Source organism: Microbulbifer mixtoriginis (SeqCode) (assembly GCF_052467515.1).
This window is the reverse complement of sequence record NZ_CP174314.1, coordinates 3,857,422-3,880,384: the sequence shown is the minus strand read 5'-3', so window position 1 is coordinate 3,880,384 and position 22,963 is coordinate 3,857,422. Positions and strand designations below refer to the sequence as shown.

Annotated in this window: 16 protein-coding genes; 2 read left to right on the top strand and 14 right to left on the bottom strand. The window is 51.8% G+C overall.

The annotated features are described in order from the left end of the window. Positions 1-156 precede the first annotated feature (156 nt). The 9 genes from ACJJIT_RS16650 to ACJJIT_RS16610 form a co-directional block, all read right to left on the bottom strand. A complete protein-coding gene (locus ACJJIT_RS16650; RefSeq protein ID WP_444899106.1) occupies positions 157-717 on the bottom strand; it encodes a hypothetical protein in 561 nt (186 codons plus the stop codon). Positions 718-746: 29 nt separating this feature from the next. Beyond that, entirely contained in the window at positions 747-2,108 is a 1,362-nt protein-coding gene (locus ACJJIT_RS16645; protein WP_444899105.1) for a YHYH protein, read from the bottom strand. Positions 2,109-2,528: 420 nt separating this feature from the next. Further along, the gene (locus tag ACJJIT_RS16640) at positions 2,529-3,866 is read right to left on the bottom strand and encodes a YHYH protein (RefSeq protein WP_444899104.1); all 1,338 of its coding nucleotides are present in this window, start codon (positions 3,864-3,866) and stop codon (positions 2,529-2,531) included. Positions 3,867-4,097: 231 nt separating this feature from the next. After that, positions 4,098-5,480: an MATE family efflux transporter gene (locus tag ACJJIT_RS16635; protein ID WP_252084538.1), complete on the bottom strand. Its 1,383-nt coding sequence runs from the start codon at positions 5,478-5,480 to the stop codon at positions 4,098-4,100. Between the two features lie 151 nt (positions 5,481-5,631). Further along, complete coding sequence (rimI, locus tag ACJJIT_RS16630) at positions 5,632-6,105, bottom strand: ribosomal protein S18-alanine N-acetyltransferase (RefSeq protein ID WP_444899103.1); 474 nt, start codon at positions 6,103-6,105, stop codon at positions 5,632-5,634. After that, positions 6,102-6,875, bottom strand: coding sequence for a hypothetical protein (locus ACJJIT_RS16625; protein ID WP_444899102.1), 774 nt, complete (start codon positions 6,873-6,875; stop codon positions 6,102-6,104). Before ACJJIT_RS16625 ends, rimI begins: the two co-directional genes overlap by 4 nt. Continuing rightward, on the bottom strand, positions 6,876-8,411 hold the full coding sequence (locus tag ACJJIT_RS16620) for a 2-isopropylmalate synthase (protein ID WP_444899101.1): 1,536 nt from the start codon (positions 8,409-8,411) through the stop codon (positions 6,876-6,878). It abuts the gene before it with no gap. Between the two features lie 397 nt (positions 8,412-8,808). After that, positions 8,809-9,318: a MarR family winged helix-turn-helix transcriptional regulator gene (locus tag ACJJIT_RS16615; protein ID WP_444899100.1), complete on the bottom strand. Its 510-nt coding sequence runs from the start codon at positions 9,316-9,318 to the stop codon at positions 8,809-8,811. Between the two features lie 2 nt (positions 9,319-9,320). Next, entirely contained in the window at positions 9,321-9,800 is a 480-nt protein-coding gene (locus ACJJIT_RS16610) for a glutathione peroxidase (RefSeq protein WP_444883748.1), read from the bottom strand. Between the two features lie 181 nt (positions 9,801-9,981). Between ACJJIT_RS16610 and ACJJIT_RS16605 the strand changes: the two genes are divergently transcribed. Further along, positions 9,982-11,913: a cytochrome c/FTR1 family iron permease gene (locus ACJJIT_RS16605; protein WP_444899099.1), complete on the top strand. Its 1,932-nt coding sequence runs from the start codon at positions 9,982-9,984 to the stop codon at positions 11,911-11,913. Positions 11,914-12,151: 238 nt separating this feature from the next. Here ACJJIT_RS16605 and ACJJIT_RS16600 read toward each other — a convergent pair whose 3' ends face one another. The 5 genes from ACJJIT_RS16600 to ACJJIT_RS16580 all read right to left on the bottom strand — a co-directional run bounded on the left by ACJJIT_RS16600 (position 12,152) and on the right by ACJJIT_RS16580 (position 21,901). Beyond that, positions 12,152-13,984, bottom strand: a complete 1,833-nt coding sequence (locus ACJJIT_RS16600) for an MFS transporter (protein WP_444899098.1) — start codon at positions 13,982-13,984, stop codon at positions 12,152-12,154. 251 nt (positions 13,985-14,235) lie between these two features. Continuing rightward, positions 14,236-16,026, bottom strand: coding sequence for an MFS transporter (locus tag ACJJIT_RS16595; RefSeq protein WP_444899097.1), 1,791 nt, complete (start codon positions 16,024-16,026; stop codon positions 14,236-14,238). A 270-nt stretch (positions 16,027-16,296) separates the two neighbouring features. Then, complete coding sequence (locus tag ACJJIT_RS16590) at positions 16,297-18,183, bottom strand: MFS transporter (protein WP_444899096.1); 1,887 nt, start codon at positions 18,181-18,183, stop codon at positions 16,297-16,299. A 210-nt stretch (positions 18,184-18,393) separates the two neighbouring features. Beyond that, a complete protein-coding gene (locus tag ACJJIT_RS16585; RefSeq protein ID WP_444899095.1) occupies positions 18,394-20,463 on the bottom strand; it encodes a M13 family metallopeptidase in 2,070 nt (689 codons plus the stop codon). A 202-nt stretch (positions 20,464-20,665) separates the two neighbouring features. Then, the gene (locus ACJJIT_RS16580; protein WP_444899094.1) at positions 20,666-21,901 is read right to left on the bottom strand and encodes a TonB family protein; all 1,236 of its coding nucleotides are present in this window, start codon (positions 21,899-21,901) and stop codon (positions 20,666-20,668) included. Positions 21,902-22,244: 343 nt separating this feature from the next. On the opposite strand from ACJJIT_RS16580, the gene ACJJIT_RS16575 reads away from it, so the two are divergent. After that, complete coding sequence (locus ACJJIT_RS16575; protein ID WP_252084550.1) at positions 22,245-22,943, top strand: cyclic nucleotide-binding domain-containing protein; 699 nt, start codon at positions 22,245-22,247, stop codon at positions 22,941-22,943. The last annotated feature ends 20 nt before the right edge of the window (positions 22,944-22,963 follow it).

The following is a 22,963-nucleotide window of genomic DNA, read 5'->3' as shown; positions in this document are numbered from 1 at the left end:
GCCCGTTCGGATGATTCTCCAAGCGTACACTTACAGCAAAAGGGGAGGCAATCTCAGTGACCAGTTACTTGCTGTTTATGACCAAGAATACAAAGCAGTTCAGGTACTTTGCGAAAAATCGTGCTGAATAAATACAGCGGGAAAACCTCCAGCGGCTTACTGGCTAATGTGCGCTAAATCTTGTGGCTTCTTACTTTCTTCCCTCCTTTCACCCTGAGATAAAGGCGATGTGGAAAAATGGTGCAGGACAAAGTTATCTCTGTCGCGCTGAATAAATAGAGTTGCCAAAACCCGCTTGCCCCCGCGACTCCAGGTACTGTGGTCGTGCGCATTGAGAGTCACTGTGATTTGGTTGAAGCCAGGCTTCAGCAGTTTTTTTGGTAGATGCACGTCGGCGGCGTAGAGACGCTGTATTTTTTCCCCATTGATGTAGAGGTGTGCGTGCCCTTCGAGGAAACGCTGTGGCTTATTTTTGGCGTAGCGGGGGGATTCCAGTTCGAAGCGGTCGTAGCAGATATGTAAATTGAAACCGGACAGGCTATCTCTGCTGATGTCCAGTTCAATTCTCGGTATGGCTATATGCACGGGTATCTCTTTGACCGGATGTTGATCGCCGTTGTGGCCGGCGTGGGGGTTGGGCTGGGCGGCCAGTGCGGGGCTGTTCGATACCATCAGACCGAAGAGGGAGCCAATAAGAAAATACCCGATTATTTTCATAGAAAGTTCGCCTTTAATGATGCTCGATGTCAGCGCCCAATGGTTGAAGAACACCGGTTTACAATGGTTTGCTCATCCAGTTTTCCGTAAAAGCGTGGTCCAAAAGTGAAGGGGAATGCGGGCACCAATTGGGCGTCATCGCTAAGTGTGACAGTCAAGTGATAATGGTAGCCGCGATCTTCATCTGTATGGCCGTTGTACTGGTCCAGGTATGTACCACCCTGGGCTGACAGTTCAGGATCCCAGTAATAGTCCTCGTAAAAAAAGCCGGCGGTAGTATCGAATTCGTTACCGGATAGGGAGGTATAACTGCCGTTGGTGGATGGGCCGGTATTGTTGGTATTTGCAACGCCCTTGCTAGTGTCGTATTCGTCAACCAATAGGCATGAGCGCTCGCCGGCGACGCCACAACCGGTTTCTGAGCTGGGATCGTCGTAGTCGCGTATTGCCCAGCTGCTTATTGCCAATTGTCCGTCGCCTTCCCAGGGCCCATAAATCGGGTAGCCGTCGGCGGTATAACCATAAATTGGTGAGTGGGCATCACCTACATCCCCCACCAGATTTGCCAGGCAGTCGCTGTAGAAATGATGATGGTAATCACCGTTGGCGGCATGACCACCACAGACATCCACATCATAGACTTCGGCCAGAGGGGCTAGGGTGTGCCAGGTGTTGTTGACAGACTGGCCGTCGCTCCACTGATAGATAGAGGTGCCATTTACCCAGTAGCCCTGCACGCCGAGGCTAGTTTCACAGTCCTCTGTTGCAGCTTCCGGGGATTTGGGGATGTAGCCCTGATGCGAGACATTCTCCGGGCAGACAGGGCCGGGGGGCCAGAAGCCATAGCCTGCTTCGGCACCACAGGAGGCGTTGCTGCGATAACCGATATCCTGACCAAAATTGATGAAGTCACCCAGTTGGACATTGGGGCTGCCGTTTAGGAAATCACTGTTAACCTTGGGGCGGGTGAGCAGGGCACTGAGGATATTTTCGGTGATCAGAATTTCGTAGTCGGGAATTCCGCTTGCGGATACCCGGGTGTATTCCTTGCCGCTTACAGTAACAGATTCAACACTCTGCACATTGACCAGAACTTGCTCATTACTGTTGTTCTCGTAGATATAGGGCGCGCGCTCTCCGGTGGTATTGACGACCCAGACCCCAGTGTCTTCCGTACTGCTGTCGCCTCCTCCAGTGTCTTCGTCCCCATTGCTGTCATCACCGCTGTTGCTGCCGGTTGAGGAATCACTGCCCTCGCTGCTGATTTCTGTATCAGAGGAAGAACCCCCTCCGCCACCGCATCCCTGTAAGGCACCGGTGATCAGTGTAAGGGCGATGGCGCAGGATAAAAGCGAGCGCTGGTCCGGGAGGAGCATTTCTATTCTTTTCATGGGTAACCCTGACATCAAGGGAGAAGCCACCTGAAAGTACTGCAGAAAAGAGGACAAAATATGGACAATATGCAGACTTGCGCAGCTGGTTTTCCCGATGAGAAATGCCTTTCACTATTGCGCTAAAACAGACCATTGCGTGAAAGCGGCTATGTCTGCAAAAACCTTTCTCCCCAATGGGTATGGAGAAGTCATTCATTCCCCTTTGCTGATTTTTTAACGCGATGAAAAAAATATGATGTCGCTCTCTGGCAGAGATCGACACTGTTAAATTTTGCAAAGTTTGCCTTGGGGAATAGTCTTCAAGCGTAGTGACAGTTGTGGGGGTGAGATTGCCAACCGCGCTGTGGGGGAATCCCGCAGCGCGGTTTAATTGCAGCAGCTCTTAAAAATAAATGCAAAACCTTAAGGTGTTTCGGCTTACCTTAGTGGGGGTCTCGGCGGAGTACCGCCCCCGACCTCATCGGAACAGACACTGACGATCGTCTGGCTATCCAGCTTGCCGTAGAAGCGCGGCCCGAAGGTATAGGGAAAGGCTGGAATAAGCTGCCCGTCTTCGGCCTGGGTCACGGTGAGGTGATAGTGGTAACCGCGTTCACTATCGCTGTGACCGTTGTATTGATCCAGATAGGCACCGCCGAGCGCAGTAAGGACGCTGTCCCAATAATAATCCTCATAGAAAAAACCAGACCTGGTAATAAACGTATTGCCCGATAGAGAAGTGAAAATATCACTGGTACTGGGGCCTCTATTGTTTAGTACTTCAGTGCCTTTAGTGAAATCGTACTCATCGATCAACAAGCAGCTGCGCTCCCCGGCTATGCCGCAACCACTCGGTGCGCTGGGGTCGTCGTAATTGCGAATGGCCCAGCTGCTTATGGCCAGTTCTCCATCGGCTTCCCAGGGGCCGTAGATGGGATAGCCATCGGCGGTAAAGCCGTAAATCGGGGAGTGAGCACCGCCTGAGTCCCCAACCAGATCCGCCAGGCAGCCGCTGTAAAAATGGTGATGGTAATCCCCCCTAGCCGCATGGCCTCCGCAGATATCGACATCGTACTTTTCTGCCACCGGTGCCAAGGTGTGCCAAGTGCCATCCACTACCTGGCCATCGCTCCACTGATAGATGGAAGTGCCGTTGACCCAGTAGCCCTGTGCTCCAAGCCCGCTTTCACAGCTTTCATCGGACATTTCTGGTGCCAGTGGGAAGTAGCCTTGGTGAGAGACGTTCTCAGGGCACACGGGACCGGGAGGCCAGTAGCCGTATCCTGCACTCGTAGCACAACTCTGCGTGTTACTGCGGTAGCCGATATCCTGGCCAAAGCTGACGACATCGCCAACCTGCACAATGGGGCTACCGCTGACGAAATCAGTGGCGGCCTTGGGGCGATTGATCAGCCAACCGTATAGTTTGTCGGTGATTTCGGTTTCGTAATCGGGGATACCTGTCGCCGTTACCAGAGTGTAATCTTTGCCGTCCACTATGACTGACTCCACACTCTGGATGTTCACCAATACCTGTTCGTTGCTATCGCTTTCGTAGATATAGGGTGCGCGGACGCCAGTGGTGTTCAGAATCCAGGGCTCGTGGTTCCCGTTGTTACCGCCGCCATTATCTCCGGAATCATCTTTTGGAGGGGTATCGGGGTCGTCCTGATCGCAGCCCATTAGGCTTGTTGAAACCAGGGTCGAGAGTAGAGCTGACAGGACTGTGTTGCGCCACAGTTGCCAGCGAAGCGATGCACTTTCCTTTTCTTGCATAAATCACCGTCCTTGCTGCGGAGTAAGTAGGCGTGACCGGACTCTGGGTTCGGCCACGGCTGAAACTAACGTGCAAAGTGGGAAGTAATATGCAAGCTCACTAGTGTGGCGGATAATTCATTATGAAGTGCGGCAGAGTGAAATACAGCGCTGTAAAGTTGAACAAGAGGCAGCCTCATGGACGGGAGAGTTGCGCAATGAGGCTGACGCTTGTGTTTTCCTGAACTGAAATTAACTGGCCGATAGGGGTTCTGTTGTGTCGACTTCCGCACTGCGCTTGCTGGTATCGTGGCGCAGCCACCACCAGGATAGGGCGCCTAGCAATAGGTTGGATGCGGCGGTAGCGGCAAACAATCCGGTCATGCCCCAGAAATAGTTGCCGACCCACGCTAGGGGTAGATAGATACCGAGTACCCGCAGGAACGAGATCATGGTTGCAGGTAATGGCCGACCAAGGCCGTTGAAGGCGGCGTTGGCCGACATTACAAAACCGTAACCGGCATAGCTAAACGGCACAAGGCTCAGGTAGGCGACAGCCACGGCGATAACTTCTGGGGAGTCGCTGAACAGGCGCACTACTGGCTCGCCGATCAAATAAAGCAGCACCGCCAACCCCGTCCCCAGTATCAGGCAGAAGCGCGCCAATACACTGACGGTTTCCCGCAGCCGGTCGGTGTTGCCGGCCCCGGCGTTTTGTCCCATAAAGGGGCCGACGACTGCAGAAAGTGCATAAAAAATAATCAGGGCGACTGGCTCGATACGCAGGGCCACGCCGAGTCCGGCCACGGCCTCGTCGCCGTGTACGGCCACCAGTGCTACTACAACACCGCCGGCCATGGGGATAATGACATTGGTGAGTACCGCCGGCAGTCCCACTGCGAGAACTTTACGCCAGGATTCGACTAGGGTACCGAAGTGCCATTGGGGCGCGGCCACAAGATTTTCCCGGCGGATCAAATAATAGAAGGCGAAGAAGAAACTGATGGCGCGCACGATGACAGTGGCGATCGCTGCACCCTGTAATTCCAGCCGGGGAAACCCTAGCAAGCCAAAAATCAGAATAGGATCGAGGATCACATTGAACAGGGCCACCCCCACCATGATTCGACCGGTCAGCGCGCTGTTGCCGATAGCGCGCAGAGCCGAAAGGGCAATGGTGGGGACTATCACGAAGATGGTGCCGATGTACCAGGGCACCATGTAGTCCTCGATCAGTGGCATCAGCTCTTCGCTGGCACCGAGCAGGGAAAACAGGGGGCGAATGCTCAACAGGCCGGCGACAGTAATCAGCAGAGAAATGAGGAGCGCCAATACCGAGGCGTCTGTTACTAATCTGCGCACATTCCCTACATCTCCGGCACCGTAGGCACGGGCTACCGCGGAGGAGGTACCGGCGCCGAGACCAATGGAGAAACTGTTGATGACCATCACAACCGGGAAGGTGAAGCTCATAGCCGCTAGAGGGGCACTGCCCAGCTGTGAGACAAAATAGGTATCCACGATATTGAAGGACATTACCGCGAGGATACCCCACACCATGGGCAGAGCCAGTCTCTGCAGGTGGCCGGAAACCGAGCCTTCTAGGAGTGAGGGACTGCTTTTAGATAGCGACATTCGATAACTCTTTCCAACAAATCGGTTGTTTGGGCAGATTTTCTGATACTGCTCAGGCAATGAAGGTATGGTTCGGCAGCATCCCCTGCGGAAAACTGCGTGGGATGGCTCGGCGAGAAACTTGGGGCAAACGCCCGCTGACCGTTTAAAGCTACGGTTGCGGCTCTGCCAGGGCGAGGCTCATGAGTACAGCATTCTCGCGTTTGCCGTTTTCCGCGGGATAGTAATTCTTGCGCAAGCCATCCTCAGAAAAACCCAGTTTGCGATAGAGTGACTGCGCGGCGAGATTGGAGGCCCGCACCTCCAGCAATAGCCGCCGGATATCTTTGTGTCGCTCGTCGATAATGCGGCGCAACAGCGTTTCCGCCAAGCCATGCCGGCGCCACTGGGGTACCACGGCCACATCGAGAATTTCCGCTTCGTCAAACAGCTGGCTGATTACACAGCAGGCGACAGTCTCACTGCCGCTGTTGAGTAGCCAGCACTGGTGCCCGTCTTTTAGGCTCTGCAGATATTGTGTCTCACTCCAGGGGTGGCTGTGGGCACTGAGCGCCAGATTGGCCAGAGCGGTACAGTCAGTCTCCTCGGCGAGACGTAAATCCAATTTGGTGTTGGACAACATCATTGAGCGCGGGTCTCTGCGGGATAGGCTTTGCGCAGCAGCTGCCAGAGTTCGCGCTTGCGTTGCGGCTGTTGTAGCAGTTGCGACAGACTGGGCATGGGCAGGATGCGTATACCATCCCAGTTGTTGATATCGCTTTCCAGAGGCTGAGGTGTACAGAATTCCTGTGCCTCTTGCCCCATCAACCAGATCGACCGCACTGGATAGCGCGAGCAGGAGGCCTCCAGCCAACTGGAAAAGGTATCGCGGGCCTCCGACGCGTCTGCTGCTGGGCTGAAGCGGTTTTCTGCCATTGGCCAATGCAGGCGCTCTTGCTGGCGCGGTAGCTTGTGCCAGTTAAGCGCTCGAACGATATTGCCGAACAGAGACTCTAGTGGCAGTGCGGCACCGGGCTCGTGGCTGTCTACTGCCAGCAGGGTTTCGCCGAGACGCCAGCAGTTGAGTACAAAGGGTTTCACTTGCTGGCTCGGCGCCGCCACCGGTATGGCAATAGTAGGTTTTGCCGGAGCCTGTGCTTTTGTCGCGCTAGTTAGTGCGTTGATCTCCGCCGCGACAGTATCACGCTCTTTGGTTGCCGGTGCGTCGACAATCTGTGCCGCAGACTGCGGCAGGGGGTTGCTAGCTAACGGCAGCGATTGGTCAGTAGCGGTATCAGGCTCCGCCGGTGGCAGCTTGGCCTGGCGGGGCTCGGGAGCGAGCGGTAATACAAAGCGCGGCACATAGCTGGCTATACCCAGTACCGATAGATATTCCGCTCGCTGCAGCTCGTTCACTTACACGCCCTGTTTCTTACTCTCACTGATGGCGAGCAAGTTTAACGCATCCATGTAGGCTTGTGCCGAGGCAATCAAAATATCGGTATCGGCGCCAACACCATTGACTAGACGGCCATCTCTCTCCAATCGCACGGTGACAGAGCCCTGGGAATCTGTTCCCTGGGTGACGGCATTGACGGAATACAGTTTTAAGTCTGCGCCACTATCTACGATATGCTCGATAGCTTTGAAAGTGGCATCTACCGGTCCGCCGCCTTGAGCCTCAGTCTGGTGGGGCAAACCATCGATGGATAGTTCGATAAAGGCTTGTGGCGCACTGCCGATTTTAGTGCGTACGTCCAGGTCGAGCAGCTTGAAGCGCTCGGCGGGTTCCTCGCGCAGGGCCACCAGAGAGTGCAGGTCCTCGTCGAAAATTTCGTGCTTCTTATCGGCCAGTTCTTTAAAGCGCTGGAATACCAGTTGGAACTCTTCGCCATCGCTAAAGGCGATGCCCAGCTCCTCATAACGGGCACGTACCGCGGCCCTGCCGGAATGTTTACCGAGCACCAGGCGGTTTTGCCCCCAACCCACATCTTCGGCACGCATGATTTCGTAGGTTTCGCGGTGTTTGAGTACCCCGTCCTGATGGATGCCGGACTCATGGGCGAAGGCGTTGGCACCGACAATGGCCTTGTTGGGTTGTACCGGGAAGCCGGTTACCGACGAGACCATGCGTGAGGTGGGCACAATATGGCTGGTGTCGATGCCGGTGTGTACCGGGTAGAGATCCTGGCGGGTCTGTACCGCCATCACGATTTCTTCCAAAGAGGCGTTACCGGCGCGCTCACCCAAGCCGTTGATGGTGCACTCTACCTGGCGTACGCCGTTCATAACGGCCGACAGGGAGTTGGCCACTGCCAGACCCAGGTCGTTGTGACAGTGGGTAGAAAAGATGGCTTTGTCGGAGTTGGGGACACTCTCGATAACCCGGCGGAACATGGCACCGTACTCGCCCGGTTCACCATAACCGACAGTATCGGGGATATTGATAGTGCCGGCACCGGCGGCGATCACCGCCTCGATAATGCGATACATAAACTCCGGTTCAGAGCGACTGCCATCCTCCAGAGAGAATTCAACATCGTCGGTAAACTGGCGCGCGGTCTTTACGGCTTTCACCGCTTGCTGCAGCACATCCTCCGGATCCATCTGCAGCTTGTATTGCATATGAATTGGGGAGGTGGCGATAAATGTGTGAATACGCGAGGCGTTGGCTTTTTTCAGGGCCTCTCCGGCGCGCACTATATCGGCGTTGACGGCGCGAGCGAGGCTGCAGATACGAGACTCGGTCACGGCTTCGGCAACCGCCTGAACAGCTTCAAAATCTCCGGGGCTGGCAATGGCGAAGCCAGCTTCAATCACATCTACACGCATGCGTTCCAGCATACGGGCTATGCGCACCTTCTCCTCTTTGGTCATAGAGGCGCCGGGACTCTGCTCTCCATCGCGCAGAGTGGTATCAAAAATGACTAACTTATCTTTTTTGGTGCTCATTTCTGTTTTTTCTCCTTATTTGTTTCGAGGCTAAACAAGGGGCTTCGCCGCTGTCTACGCAACGTCCAAATAAAGTTGGGAATTCTGTTGAGGGTGGGGGGGAGAAAAATTATATGCCGCGCAAGGGCAGTCGTAGCGAGGAAGCTAGGGCGAAATGGCGAGGCTGAAAAGTACAGTTGTCAGTCTTCATGTGTGGTGATACCGGCAGCGGACTGGATTTCGCATATTATGGAGGTTTTTTAAGCTTGAGGTCAACGCTCATCCTAAATATTCATTCAAATCGTTTTTTATGGGTGATTACGTCCTAATAATTATGCTATTTGTTGGCTTGTTTTCTCTCTTGGGGTGTTTACCCCAAGGATGAAGGTTCCCGGGGGCGATGAGGAAAATATTGTTTCTACTTTGCAGTCCCTATGGGATTGCTGCCTTCCAGCTTGTTTAGAAATTGCCAGAGGTCACTGTGAAGCTGTTCCACCTCAGTACGAGTAATGGCTGAGTTTTGGATGTTTTGCTGCACCCACTGCTTGGCCCGGGGCTTTAATGCCAGACCAGCACTGGTGGCCGCCACTAGGGTGACCCGTTCATCCCATGGAGCGCGTTTTCTCTCTACCAGTCCATGTTCTTGCATGCGCTTCAAGAGGGGGGTGAGGGTGCCGGAATCGAGCATCAAGCGCTGCCCAAGAGCGCCGAGGCTTCTCTCATTATCCTTTCCGTCTTTTTCGATTTCGCAGTTTTCATCTTCACGTGCCCACTCCCAGAGCACCATCAACACAAGGTACTGGGGGTAGGTGATACCCAGGTCTTGCAGCATGGGCTGATAGGCTTTCGTCATAGCCCTGGAGGCAGCGTAAAGGGCAAAACAGAGCTGGCGGTTGAGAGCCAGCTCGGAATCTTCGTCGCAAATCACAGTTACAACATCCGTTCGATTTCTTCCTGCAGGGACTCAGGGGTGTCTTTTGGGGCGTAGCGTTTAATTTCCTTGCCATCCTTACTGATCAGAAATTTGGTGAAGTTCCACTTGATGCCTTCGGTGCCAAGGAGGCCCGGTGCTCTTTTCTTCAGCTCCACAAACAGTGGGTGAGCCGTGGGGCCATTGACATCGAGTTTGGCGTAAACGGGAAAGCTGACGCCAAAATTCAGTTCACAGAACTCTTGGATTTCATCGTCACTGCCGGGTTCCTGTTTGCCGAACTGGTTACAGGGGAAGCCAAGCACGGTTAGGCCGCGGTCTTTATATTGATCGTAGAGGGCTTCGAGTCCTTTGTACTGCTTGGTGAATCCACACTTGCTGGCAGTGTTTACGACAAGGATCAGTTTGCCCTTGTAGTCCTCAAGGGAAGTGGTTTCGCCGCTGGCGGTCTTTACGGGGATCGAGTAAAGGTCTGTCATGGTGTGCTCCGCTTTTTAAGTTGTGCACAACTTAATTGTGGGCAATGTAAAAAGCAAGGCTTTTTTTTCAACTCAATGAATATAGGTGAGTTTAAGCATGGGGTTTATTATGAGAATGATTATCAATAATATTGTGCGCTTCATAACGAATATTGTTTGTAGCAACTGAAAAGGACACTCCATGCGCCTTTCCCACTATCTGGCTCGCTTGTTTTTAGCGTTGCTGGCCATTTCGATTATCCCCGCCCAGGCTCAGCAGGGGGGGCTCTCAGAGCAGGAACTGCGCCAGTTGATGCAAATGGCGGAGTATATTGGCGTTGATTACCCGGAGGCTGTGGCCGGAGGCAAGATCATCAATGCCGACGAATATGCTGAAATGGAGGAGTTCGCCGGGCTGCTGATCGACCGTGGGCAGCAGCTAAAAGATTCCACCGAGGCCAGTGTTATTCGCGCAGAGGCCCAGGCCTTACAGGCGGCGATCCAGCGCAAAGCAGATACTGATGAAGTGCAGGTACACACAGCCAGTTTGCGCCAGGGGTTGCTAGCTATTGCACCGGCATTATCACTGCCAAGTGGATTAGTCAGTACTGAAGAGACTCTCGCGCTCTATCAGGCCCAGTGTATTGCGTGTCACGGTGTGGAGGGCCACGGCGACGGCCCCTTGGCGGCGAATCTGGAGCCTGCGCCGACCAATTTCCACGAGCGCGAGCGCGCTGGTAATCGTTCTCTGTTGGGGCTTTACGATGCGATCAGCAATGGTATTGATGGCACCGCCATGACTGCATTCGCTAACCTCACCGAGCAGCAGCGCTGGTCTCTCGCTTTTTACGTGGGTGGCTTGGCATTTGCCGGTGAAAGCGACCCGGCTGCGGAAATGAAACCTAGCTTGCAAGATATGGTGATGTATAGCCCACAGGTGCTGCGCAATGATCGTCCGGAAATCTCCTCGCAGACGGTGGCGGCACTACGCGCTGATCCGAGTGTGCTGTTTACCGCAGAGGCTTCGGTAGGCGGCTCTCCCATTGGTGTGGCGCGCACACAGTTACAGGCGTCGCTGCTGGCTTATCAACAGGGCGACTTCGCCAAAGCTCGCACACTGGCTATCAGCGCCTATCTCGATGGTTTTGAGATGGCGGAAAATTCCCTGAATTCTCTGGATGCAGACCTGCGCTTGGCCACTGAGCGTGAGTTGCTGGGATTGCGCGCGCAACTCCATGCCGATAGCGATCCCCAACAGGTTCGGGCGCAGATTGAGACAATCCTGCAGCAACTAGCTCAAGCGGAGTCGCTAATGCAGGAGGGCAACCTGTCTGGTGCTGCTCTATTTATTGCCAGTCTGGTGATTCTTCTGCGTGAAGGGTTGGAGGCGCTGTTGGTGGTGATTGCTCTGACTACCATCCTGGTAAAAACTGGCCGTCGCGATGCCCTCAAATTTGTGCATGTGGGCTGGGTCGGTGCCTTTGCCGCCGGCTTTGCCACCTGGATTGCGGCGCAAACACTGATCACCATTAGTGGCGCCGGTCGTGAGGTGATGGAGGGCGTGGCCGCCTTGCTGGCCGCGGTAGTGCTCTTCTATGTGGGCTTCTGGATGCACAGTAAAACACAAGCGGACGAGTGGCAGAAATATATCCGTGAAAGCATCAACCGTAGCCTGAGTACCGGTGCCCTTTGGGGTATTACGGGGCTGGCATTTATCGCAGTTTACCGTGAGATCTTCGAGACCATCCTGTTCTATCAATCTCTACTGGCGCAGACTTCTGCAGGTCATTATGGCACTTTGTGGACAGGGATTGGCGCTGGTGTAGTTTTACTGGCGGTAATTGGTTTTGCCCTAGTGCGTTACTCGGTGAGCCTGCCGATCGGTAAATTCTTCAGCGTGACCACTTATGTATTGCTGGCACTGTCATTCGTACTTGCAGGCAAGGCGGTTGCCGCGTTGCAGGAGGCGGCCTGGATTGGTATTTCACCGCTGCCGGTGCAGTTGAGCTTCGACTGGCTGGGTATTTACCCAACTTGGCAGGGGATTGGCTTGCAGGCCTTGGTGCTTATCGGAGCGCTTTGGCTGATGAGAAAGGGGAGTGCTTCTACTGAGGCTCCAGCTAAGGTTGCTTAATAAAACACAGCCTGAAAGTATTGAAAATACCCGCTCCTAGAAGCGGGTATTTTTTTGCTAAAGAAGCTCCACTTAGAATCTGAATATACCAATTACCCTATTTGGGTGTGGAGTTCGCAGCTGTTGCTGGACTTGAGCGCGATTAAACTCTGAATTTGGGGTTCGAATAAGGCACATTTTTTACTGGTGGTTAGTGGCTGCTGGTTAAATCGATGAATTAAGTAACACTTTGGTTGAGTTACTCAGCTAAGGCTGATCTGTTTATATCCTTTGCTGCAATAGGCTGCCCTACGCTGATAAGTACTTTGGGGAAAAAGCGCATTTTTTTATGATTGGGGTTGCCTGAAACCTCATCGTGCAATCCCTTCAGAGTAAGGGGGAATATGGGGGTGGCTGTATGGGTTAAGACCTCCTTTAGTTGTTTTTGAGCATCAGCAAATTCACTGTCACAGTGATCTTTAACGGGAAAGAAGCAGATTAATTCACCATTCCCTACAGCTCGACGTATTTCCGCTGTGAACTTCTCTTTATCTCTTGTCGCGTCGTAAAAAATGGGCGCAAGACTGTAATTGTTAAAAATGAATCGCAGCAAAGGAAATTGATTAAATCCCTGGGGCAGAATAAAGCGAATCGGCCTCAGCAGAGTATCCATAAGCAGTTGGGGCGCCAGCCGGGCTGCTGGGCTGCAGACTAGCAATGCAGCTCCTGTGGCGGGAATGTGTTTGAGTTCTCCGTAGGAGGTACGGGCGAATAGATGCGAGGAGAGCCACACAAGTAAGTGCACAATAAATTCTGGTTGTTTGAAAAACAATAAAGCCATTACTGTACAGTTCACCAGAGCCATCAGGATAAATAGCTGCGGAATTGTAATTTTCAGTACATCGAGAAAAAAAATACTAAGCAGCGAGATCAGTACAATAAATAGGGCGTTTAAAACATTGTTTAGGGATAGGACTTGCGCACGCACAGCGTAGTCGGTCCTGTCCTGCATGATTGTATAAAGCGGTACAATGAAGATACCGCCAAATATGCCCAGCAAAGCGGTATATATGAGTACGGCATAAGCGCCATCACTTTGCAGGTATTCGCTGATAGATGCCCCGGACAAGGTGTCAAACTGTGCAGTGGTTATACCGAGGCCCAGCCCACCTAGAGTGATCCCCAAGGCGCCGATAGGTACTATGCCAAATGTGATGCGCCCTCTGGAGAGTGCTTCGCACATCAGGGAGCCCGCCGCCACACCAATGGATAGGCAGCACAGAATAATGGTGATAACTGGCTCGCTCGCGCCCAGTACATTCTTGGTGAGGCTGGGCACCTGTGCCAGATAGGCTGAACTGACCAGCCAGAACCAGGAACAGGCGAGAATAGCGTAAAAAACTGATGGATTCTTAACCGTTAGCCGCATTATACGCCAAGCTTGGGATACGGGGTTCCAGTCGATGCGCAAGTCTGGGGTCGGGGGGGGTGCTTGTGGGATCATTCGGCTGGCAAGATAGCCTAAGACGGCTATCACAACCATGATGGCTCCCAATTCCTCCAGTCCCGGTTGGCCCGGTTTTGTGTAACCGGCGAGTAGGGTACCGGCAATAGTCCCGACTAACACCCCGGCAAAGGAAGCCATCTGTGCCAATCCATTGCCTCCCATCAACTCGCTGCGCTTTAGGTGTTGGGGTAGTAGGGCATACTGCACAGGGCTGAATATAGCGGTGTGTGTTGCCATTAAAAACAACACAATAAAGTTCAGGATCTGGTTGTTATAAATAAGGCTATAGGCTCCCAGCAAGACAAAAAATATTTCCGCTAACTTCAATATCCTAATAATTCGGCTCTTGTCATATTTATCCGCTAGCTGGCCGGCCGTTACCGAAAAGAGAAAATACGGCAGTATATAAAAGCCCGTTGCGAGATTGATTAAGGCATTAGCCTCGGACTCCGCCAGACTAAATGCCAGCATCACCAGGAGTGCATTTTTGAAAATATTGTCGTTGAAGGCGGCACTGATCAGTGAGAGAAACAGTGGCAGGAAGCGGCGCTTGGTAAAAAGGGTGAATTGGTTTTGCTGGGCCATTGGCGCCTTTCTTTAGTTGGGTTGCTTCCCTTGAACAAATCCAGTGACTAAACCATTGTATCAGTGCAAAAGTGAGTAACTAATAGCATAGGGTAAAGCTGAATCAGTGGATGCTTAGAGAGTAGAAGGAACTGCTGCCAACTAGTAGATGGAATCTGGTTTTATAGTGTTGATTGTTATTGTAAAAGAGTAGTTGTGGTTTTTGAGGTCTTTATCCTTAAATGGTGAGGCTGTCTTTGTAGGTTTTCTTTTTAAATATCGTCGTCTTTGTAAATGTTTTTTAAGGTTAATAATGTTCTTCTGCTTAACTGGCTTTTTGTCTTCTTGATCTGTAATAGTGCTTGAGTAATGGGAGCGTTCTGATTCCTAAATATGCCCCATAACTGTTTTCTTCTTTTCATGGTTGAACTTGAATGATCTTGCTTGTCTATAAATAGACACAAAAGTTCCTCTTTTTTTGTTGCGTTTTCTATTTCGTTGAGAATGTTGATATTCTTTTCTGTTTTTTCTGAGTTGTAAATTATAGGTTGTGTGCCCCCATTACTAAGGGGAAAGCGTATTAATTTATGATTGAATAATGACTGCGGTAAGATAAAACGAACGGGGCGCGGTATTATCTCATATAGGATTAGCGGTGCCCGGTAATTCATGGACGTGCAGATGATGAGAGTGGCTCCTTGTTCTGGTATCAGTTTCAAGTTTTCTCCTTGCACTCGAGCCACGATATTTGTATAGGCCCAGGTGGTTAGGTGCACTAACAGCTCGGGTAATTTGAAACAGATAAAAATTAATGCAAGGAGATTTAAAATTGCAAGGAATATTATAAGTTGGGTGATAGATATCTTTGCCGCATCTAGCAATATAATATTGACTATTGAGATTATGACCACGAATAGGGCGTAAGACATATTGTTCAGTGCAAGAATTTGTCCGCGTATTTGCTTTTCTGCCCGGTCTTGAATGATGGTGTAGAGTGGCACGATAAAGATCCCCCCGGAGAAACCCACCAATACTGTGTAGAGCAAAATTGAAACTGCGTTGTCGCTCATCATAAATTCTGATATGGAAGCTCCAGATATAGTATGAAAACCTAGTGCGCTAAAACCCAGACCAAGCCCGCCCAGAGTTATTCCAAGCCCACCGATGGGCACTATGCCAAGTGTAATGCGGCCTCGAGATAAGGTATTACACATAAGGGATCCAAGCGAAATACCAATTGTTAAGCAGCAAATCATCAGGGTAACCACAGGTTCGCTGGCGCCCAGTGTGTTTTTGGTGAAACTGGGAATTTGCGCAATAAAAGTTGTGCTGATTAACCAAAACCAAGAGCAGGCGATGATGGAATAAAAAACCGAAGGGTTCTTCATTGTTTGCTGTAAAATTTTCAGAGTTTGCTTTACTGGGTTCCAATTCACTTTTAAGCGGGATGACAATGGTGGTGCTGGAGGTATTGCGCGGCTGCTTAAATAACCGAAAACTGCGATACCAGACATGACAAGGCTAAGATATAAAACCCCATGTTGTCCCGGCTTGATAAAATCTGCGAGTAGAGCGCCTACGATTGCACCGCTAAGGCTGCCAGCAAAAATTGCCATTTGTGCCAACCCATTAGCACCCATCAGTTCTTTTCGTTTCAGGTGTTGGGGCATAACTGCATAGCGGGCAGGGCCGTAGAAAGTCTCGTGGGTTGCTAATAGGAATAAAACTAAGAAGCTTAGCATCTTACTGTTGGCATACAGCGCAACAGCCCCCAGAAGTACAATGGGGATTTCTAGCAGCTTAATCAGCCTAATAAATTTGCTTTTATCGAACCTATCTGCCAATTGTCCCGCTGTGATAGAAAACAGGAAAAAAGGTAAAAGATAAAGTGCGGTTGCCAGATTGATCAGAGTATTGGCTTCGTTTTTTGCCAGCTGGAAAGCGAGAATAACTAAGAGAGCATTTCTGAAGATATTGTTGTTGAAATAGACAGTGATCAGAGTAAGGAATAGGGGGAGGAAGCGGCGTTTTCCCAATAGCTGAAACTGATTCTGTCGAGCCATTGCCACTTCCTTACATGAGACAGCCTATATCTGATTGGTTATCAGTCGGGGATTCATATTTGTTAAGTGATGCTGCGAATATTCCTTGTTAGACCCGTATTCGGTCATCGTGCTTTATAAGGTTCTGAAGATGGGGTTACATTGAAGGAAGTTTGGTTAAGCATAGGACAGCAGTAAGACTACAGTAGCCTTGGTCTGGTCAAATATCCTGGCGCGTGAGGGTTTTGATGACAGGGCTGGTGTTATCCCAGCCCCAAAATATGTGTTGATCTATTTTAATTCCCCGCGCAACTCCAGTACCTCATCGTGTAATGCCTCTACCTTGGCTTCAGGCGCTTTAATCGGAGCGCCTGCCACGACACTGACTTTGGACCAGAAGCGCTTTGGCAGGGTGGTGAAGGCGTGTCCACCTTTATGACTGAAGAAGCTGCCCCAAAGTCCGCGTAGGGCCATGGGGATTACTGGCACAGGGGTGCGCGCAAGGATTTTTTCAATGCCGGCTTTAAACGGTTGCATCTCTCCGTCTTTAGTGAGTTGTCCCTCTGGGAAAATACATAGCAGGTCACCATCTTGCAAACCCTGCTCAATGTCCTTGAATGCCTGATCATAGCCTGCAGGATCCCGTGACTTGGAGCAGATGGGAATGGCGCGCCCAGTGCGGAAGATAAAGTGCAGTACCGGGATTTCGTAAATCGGCTTATACATGATAAAGCGTATTGGGCGGCGTACGGCGCCGGCTAACAGTAGGGCATCCACATAACTCACATGGTTACACACGATCAGGGCTGGTCCCTCTGCGGGAATCTGCTCTAACCCTTGATGCTTTACCCGATACATTGTGTGGGAGAGCATCCAGATAAGTAGACGCATCGCGAATTCGGGAACCTTGGTGAATACAAAGATAGCCACGGCGGCGTTCATCAGGGCGATGACCAGGAAAAACTGTGGAATCGTGGCTCCTAGGATATTCAGGAATAAAATACCCAGCAGCGCTGAAACAACCATAAACAGCGCGTTAAGAATATTGTTGACCGAGATAATCTGTGCGCGAATTTCTCGAGGCGATCGGTCTTGCATCATAGCGTAGAGAGGCACAATGTAGAGGCCACCAAAAATACCTAACAATACGATGCAGATAAGAATAGTGAGGGCGCCATCGCTGTTGAAGAAAGCGCTTAAGGTGGGCTCTTGCAGTTCCTGAAAGCCCCCCCCGGCACTGGAAAGGGCGATTCCGGCAATGGTGAGACCGGCGGCACCCAGTGGTACTAGGCCCAATTCGATATGGCCGTTGGATAAACGCTCGCACAGCATGGAGCCCAGGGCAATACCGACGGTAAAGGCACACAACAATAGGGTGACAAGGGATTCATCTCCCCCCAGTACATTATTCGTAAAACTGGGTATCTGCGTCAGATAAGCCGCGCCCAATAGCCAAAACCAGGAGATGCCGATAATGGCATAGAAAATTGATGGGGTTTTGGCAGTAGTGCGCAGGATTTTGTTGGTTTGGGTGATGGGGTTTGGGTTGATATGCAAATTTGGCGAGGGCGCTGGACTTTGAGGAATCCAGCGGCTTGCCAAGTAACCGAATATCGCGGCCCCCATAATAATCAGGCTGAGGTAGAAGAGACCGTGTTCCCCTTGCCCGGTCAGTCCGGCGAGTAGGCCGCCTACAATGGTGCCGGCGAGGATACCAACAAAAGTACCCATCTCTACCAGGGCGTTACCACCGACCAGTTCAGAGCGTTTCAAGGATTGTGGCAGGATGGCGTACTTCACCGGGCCAAAGAAGGCGGACTGCACTCCGAGCAGGAACAAAACGGCAAGGCAGAGCAGATTACTGCCACTATAAAGCGCACCTATACCGAGGGAGCCAATAACGATCTCTCCCAGCTTGATCAGTCTAATTAAGCGGCTCTTATCAAATTTGTCCGCCAACTGACCTGCAGAGGCGGAAAATAGGAAAAACGGCAGAATAAACAGGCCGGCGGCGATATTAATTAGAGCATTGGCTTCGCTTTCCACCAAGCGAAAGGCGATCATCACGATCAACGCATTTTTATATACGTTATCGTTAAAGGCACCTAAAAACTGGGTGATAAAGAAGGGCAGAAAGCGGCGGCTGGCAAGCAGTTGGAACTGGGTGCGATGGGCCATTGGTGGTATCTCTTATGAAAGCACGCCATCCATCTTAAGCTATTGCGGCAAAGATTTGTCCATCCTGTAGTGTTGATGAAATGGATGGTACAAGAATGAGGAAATATTAGGAGAGAGGGAAACTTCGAGGAAAATATTGAGAGAAACCGGCCGCCGGGGCGGCCGGTAGAGCGGAAAGCCGGTAACAGATGGCAGGATTATTGCCAGCGATTACCAGATCTTCACGCGCTCCTCTTTCGGCAGGTACATACCGTCACCTTCTTTAATATCAAAAGCTTCGTAGAAAGCTTCGATATTGGGGAGGACCCCTTTCACTCGGTACTCCGCAGGAGAATGGGTATCCACCTTCATACGGCCGCTCAGAGCTTCATCGCGGATCTTGCTACGCCAAACCTGTGCCCAGCCCATAAATACGCGCTGATCGCCGGTGAAACCGTCGATGACCGGTGCTTCTTTGCCGTTCAGGGACATTTTGTAGGCTTTATAGGCGATGCCGAGGCCGGACAAGTCGCCGATGTTTTCACCCAGAGTCAGCTTGCCGTTGATGTGCTCATCTTCTAAGGGTTCGTAGGCGTCGTATTGGGAGACCAGCTTACTGGTAAGGCTCTCAAAGTTATTGCGGTCAGAGTCAGTCCACCAGTTATTTAGATAGCCCTTGCCATCGAATTTACTGCCCTTGTCATCGAAGCCGTGGCCGATTTCATGGCCGATCACACCACCGATACCGCCGTAGTTCACTGCATCGTCGGCATTCATATTAAAGAATGGTGGTTGCAAAATTGCTGCGGGGAACACGATCTCGTTCATTGCCGGGTTGTAGTAGGCATTCACGGTCTGTGGGCTCATGCCCCACTCACCGCGGTCGATGGGCTTGCCCAGCTTGTTGCGATCATAACTGGCCTCAAACATATTGGCTGCCAGCACATTGCCCACCAGGTTATCGGCATCTACCTTGAGGGCGGAGTAGTCACGCCACTTGTCCGGGTAGCCAATCTTGGTGGTGAAGTTTTCCAGCTTAAACAATGCCTGTTTGCGGGTGTCCTCACCCATCCACTCCAAGGACTCGATGGATTCACGGTAGGCGGCTTTCAGGTTGTCCACCAGCACAGTCATGCGCGCTTTAGCTTCCGGTGGGAAGTACTTTTCAACGTAGCGCTTGCCGACCAGCTCACCCACTGCGCCATTCACAAACTGGGTGCCGCGCTTCCAGCGGGGTTCCATCTGCTCTACGCCGTGGAGTTTGGTGTTGTAAAAATCGAAATGTGCCTGGGCAATCTCACTGTGCATGTAAGGCGCCATGGCGGAAAGTACCTTGACCTTCAGGTAGCGCTTCCAGGTGGCCATATCGGTGTCGACAATGATCTGATTAGCGGCTTCCAGGTACTCGGGCTGGCCCACAATAAAGCTGTCAGCCTTGGCCAGTTTGGCTGCGCTTAGGTAGCTGTTCCAGTCAACTGCAGGCATCAGCTTTTTCAGCTCCGCAGCGGATTTCTTGTTGTAATACTTTTCGGGGTCGCGGTTGTCCAGGCGTGTACGGTGATGCTTGGCGAGGCTCTCTTCCAGCTTGAAGATTTTCTTGGAGAACGTTTCGGCATTATCCAGCTGGCCTAACTTTTGGATTTCTACCAGATACTCTTTATAGGCCTTGCGCAGCCCCTTGCTCTTCTCACTATCTTCGAAATAGTAGTCGCGGTCGGGCATACCCAGGCCGGCCTGCCACAGGTAGAAAATATAGTTCTCGACCTCTTTTAGGTCTTGGTAGATGCCGCCACCGAAGGGTACGTCGTAGCCGGCGATATCAGCGTAGGCGAAATAGTTAGTCAGATCCTTGCGGGTCTTAATTGCGTCGATTTTGGCGAGTTCGGAGGAGACAGCAGTAATGCCTTTCTTTTCAATCAGCTTTTCATTCATAAAGCTGTTGTAGAGGTCACCGATCTGCTTGGCATCTTTGCTGCTGGCGCCTTTACTGGCCTCCATGATCAGTGTTTTAACTTGTTCTGTGCTTTTGTCTCTCAGGGTTGTAAAGCCGCCCCAGAGGGATTTATCTGCTGGAATTTCGGTGTTCTTTAGCCAGGTGCCGTTTACATAGGCGAAGAAGTCATCCTGTGGGCGAACACTAGTATCCATCGCGGTGAGGTCGATACCGGAAGTGAGCTGCTGCTGTTCAGCAGTGGCCTTATGGTGGCTGGAGCCACTGTGATCGTGGGCGTGGGCTGTTAGTGACAGCTGGGTGCCGGCGAGAATGCCAGCAATAGCGACAGGTAGTAATAGTTTTTTCATTTCGGCTCTTTTGGCTAAATTTTGCACAGTTGTATCAAACGTACATGGTAAAAGGGGACAGTAAGGTTGGGCAAGAGGGCTGCGTTTAGCGGCGGATGGATTGCGGCAGATGGTGGCTTGGCTAATTTGGTTAGGAGTTACAAATTTAGCGAAATTTCTTAGTAAAAAGCCCCACAGAGTGGGGCTTTTGCGAAAGAGTGGGTCAGTCGGGTAGATTGAAGGTAATCGGCAGTGAGAAGCTGAAAGTCTCCTCGCCCAGCTGGGAGGGTACTGCGGGGTATGGCGCCGCTCTCTCTACCGCAGCGCGAGCTTCACGGTTGAGAGTACCAAAGCGGGATTCTTGCACTGCCTGAATCTCCTCTACTTCGCCGCGGGTGTTAATAACCACATTCAGGCGCACACTACCTTCCTGGCCCCGCTCCTGGGCGCGTTTCGGATAGCGAATATGACGGTAGGTGTGGCGCAGTAGATTGGAAGTGTAAATTTGGCGAGCCAAGATCATACCGGCGGTTAGGGGGGCCTCTTCTTCCTCCTCAAACTCCTCATCCATTTCTGCCAGCGCTATATCCTCGGGGTCGTTTGCGGCTAGTTGGATAGGCTCGCCGCTACTTTCGTTTTCCTGCTGCAGGGGGGCTTCCTCTGTCTGTGAGAGCCCATCGGTGGCTTCAGTCTGAGCTACCTGCTCTGTGATTTGCTCGGCCACCTCCAACACTTCGGAGCTTGCCGGAGTCAGAGTCATGGTGGGCGGGGCGAGATCCACCTCAACCAGTGTGGGCTTGGATAGCTCCTCCTCGTTCTGTGGTGCCTGCGTCGCCGCCAGGGCTTCCTCTTGGCTAATCAACTTCAACTGCAGTTCGGCGATCCGCTCGCTGCTGGGCTCTAGGCTCTCAAAAGTGGAGCGCAGGGAGTCGGGAATATTTCCGGCAGAGAGCAGTCCGTCACGAAAATCTGTCGAGGGGGGGACAGGGCCGATCCAGGCGCGCAGCAGGGTATTGAAGAAATCCGGATTGACTATCTCACCGAGGGTGATGCCATTCAGGGAAACCGAGGTGATACCGCTGTCGGCAGCAAAATCGATGGCTAACTGGTCCCCGCGGTGCAGGCGGCCTTTAAACAGGTTGGCGAAGGTCACCATATCCTCCGCCTGACTGCTCAGGGTGTCACCGCGGTTATTGATGGCGATACTTTCCATCCACTGGTTGCGGAAACGGCGCGCGGGCAGGCTTTTGGCGAGCACCCGTACTTCCAGGCGTCGCGGTGTCTCTGGGTTGTAAAGGCCGGCTGAATCACTGGAAAGACTCTCCGAGTAGACAGCGGCTATATAGAGTTCTTTGTTAAATTGTTGTTCGAGCGCAAGGCCATTTAAGAGCGGTGCAGCTGAGGTAGTTACAGCAAATGTTAACACCCAAAGTGAGAAGACAATTTTTATCGATTTCATTGTTCTATGGTGTCTGCATATCCGGACACTCGGGTCCCGGTAATTAAGATTGAGGTGTCCCTCCCCGGTGCACACAAATCAGATGAAATAGTGCGCATTCAAAGTGTGAGTGAGCACACTGTACTCAACACTTCGCCTAACTCTACTGCAACTGGAATGGAGTTCAAGCCTGGAGAGGTTAGAATGCCCCCCTTCGCAGGATCGCGGGTGCCGAGTGGGAAACGATTGTCATAGCCAACGATGTGTGTGGCAGATCGATATCGTTTAGAATCCGGCATCGCCAAGTGGCATCGGCCACACTTTTAGAAAAAATGGAAAAGTTTTCACTAATTTTGCGGTATCTATGGAAACCAAGCCCCTTATTGACTATCCGCGGGAAGCTGTCGATAAGCTTCTTAACGTCATTCATCTGTTTCGAGATATTCGTGCGGCCAGTGAGTGGCAGTACGATGTATTGTTAAAGCGCTCCCGACTTTTGAGTTTGGAACCTGGCGAACAGCTGCTGCGCGCCGGCGATGTGGATCAGTGGGTTTTTTTCCTTTTGCGGGGAGAACTGCAGGTTCAAGTGGAGGGCAATGGGCTTAATGGCGAGCGTCCCCTGGCGGTTATTCGCCCAGGGGAATTATTTGGCGATCTCTCTATGTTGTTGGCAGAGCCTCGTAGCGCAAATATTTTTGCTGCGCACAATAGCCGCGAGACCCAGGTGCTCGGGCTCGATTGCTCCCTGTTTGGGGATCTTGAAGATTTCACTCTGCTGCAGTTGCCAACAAAATTGACGTTTTATCGCAATATGGTGCATTCGCTGCGCTGGAAGTTGGAAGTGTATCGCTCTAAGTACCCCAGCCATCAACTGGCCGACAGCCATCGCAAATTAAAGCTTTACACAGGGCCGAAGAATAGCCGCGAAGAGTTAGTTGCCCTGGCCGAACAGGCAAGGGCTCTGGCCAGAATACTTCTCGATTGGAATGCGGAATTTGGTTCCGGTGAACTGATTGATGATGAGTCAGACATGCTGGGCTTTTTGGAATCGATGCTGTCTTAATTCTCACTAAATGATGCGGT

Bases quoted from the DNA above. Each gene is read 5' to 3' on its own strand.
- ACJJIT_RS16650 (WP_444899106.1), bottom strand. From the start codon at position 717: ATGAAAATAATCGGGTATTTTCTTATTGGCTCCCTCTTCGGTCTGATG.
- ACJJIT_RS16580 (WP_444899094.1), bottom strand. From the start codon at position 21,901: ATGAAATCGATAAAAATTGTCTTCTCACTTTGGGTGTTAACATTTGCT.
- ACJJIT_RS16600 (WP_444899098.1), bottom strand. From the start codon at position 13,984: ATGGCCCAGCAAAACCAATTCACCCTTTTTACCAAGCGCCGCTTCCTG.
- ACJJIT_RS16610 (WP_444883748.1), bottom strand. From the start codon at position 9,800: ATGACAGACCTTTACTCGATCCCCGTAAAGACCGCCAGCGGCGAAACC.
- ACJJIT_RS16595 (WP_444899097.1), bottom strand. From the start codon at position 16,026: ATGGCTCGACAGAATCAGTTTCAGCTATTGGGAAAACGCCGCTTCCTC.
- ACJJIT_RS16645 (WP_444899105.1), bottom strand. From the start codon at position 2,108: ATGAAAAGAATAGAAATGCTCCTCCCGGACCAGCGCTCGCTTTTATCC.
- ACJJIT_RS16605 (WP_444899099.1), top strand. From the start codon at position 9,982: ATGCGCCTTTCCCACTATCTGGCTCGCTTGTTTTTAGCGTTGCTGGCC.
- ACJJIT_RS16575 (WP_252084550.1), top strand. From the start codon at position 22,245: ATGGAAACCAAGCCCCTTATTGACTATCCGCGGGAAGCTGTCGATAAG.
- ACJJIT_RS16585 (WP_444899095.1), bottom strand. From the start codon at position 20,463: ATGAAAAAACTATTACTACCTGTCGCTATTGCTGGCATTCTCGCCGGC.
- ACJJIT_RS16620 (WP_444899101.1), bottom strand. From the start codon at position 8,411: ATGAGCACCAAAAAAGATAAGTTAGTCATTTTTGATACCACTCTGCGC.
- ACJJIT_RS16640 (WP_444899104.1), bottom strand. From the start codon at position 3,866: ATGCAAGAAAAGGAAAGTGCATCGCTTCGCTGGCAACTGTGGCGCAAC.
- ACJJIT_RS16635 (WP_252084538.1), bottom strand. From the start codon at position 5,480: ATGTCGCTATCTAAAAGCAGTCCCTCACTCCTAGAAGGCTCGGTTTCC.
- rimI (WP_444899103.1), bottom strand. From the start codon at position 6,105: ATGATGTTGTCCAACACCAAATTGGATTTACGTCTCGCCGAGGAGACT.
- ACJJIT_RS16590 (WP_444899096.1), bottom strand. From the start codon at position 18,183: ATGGCCCATCGCACCCAGTTCCAACTGCTTGCCAGCCGCCGCTTTCTG.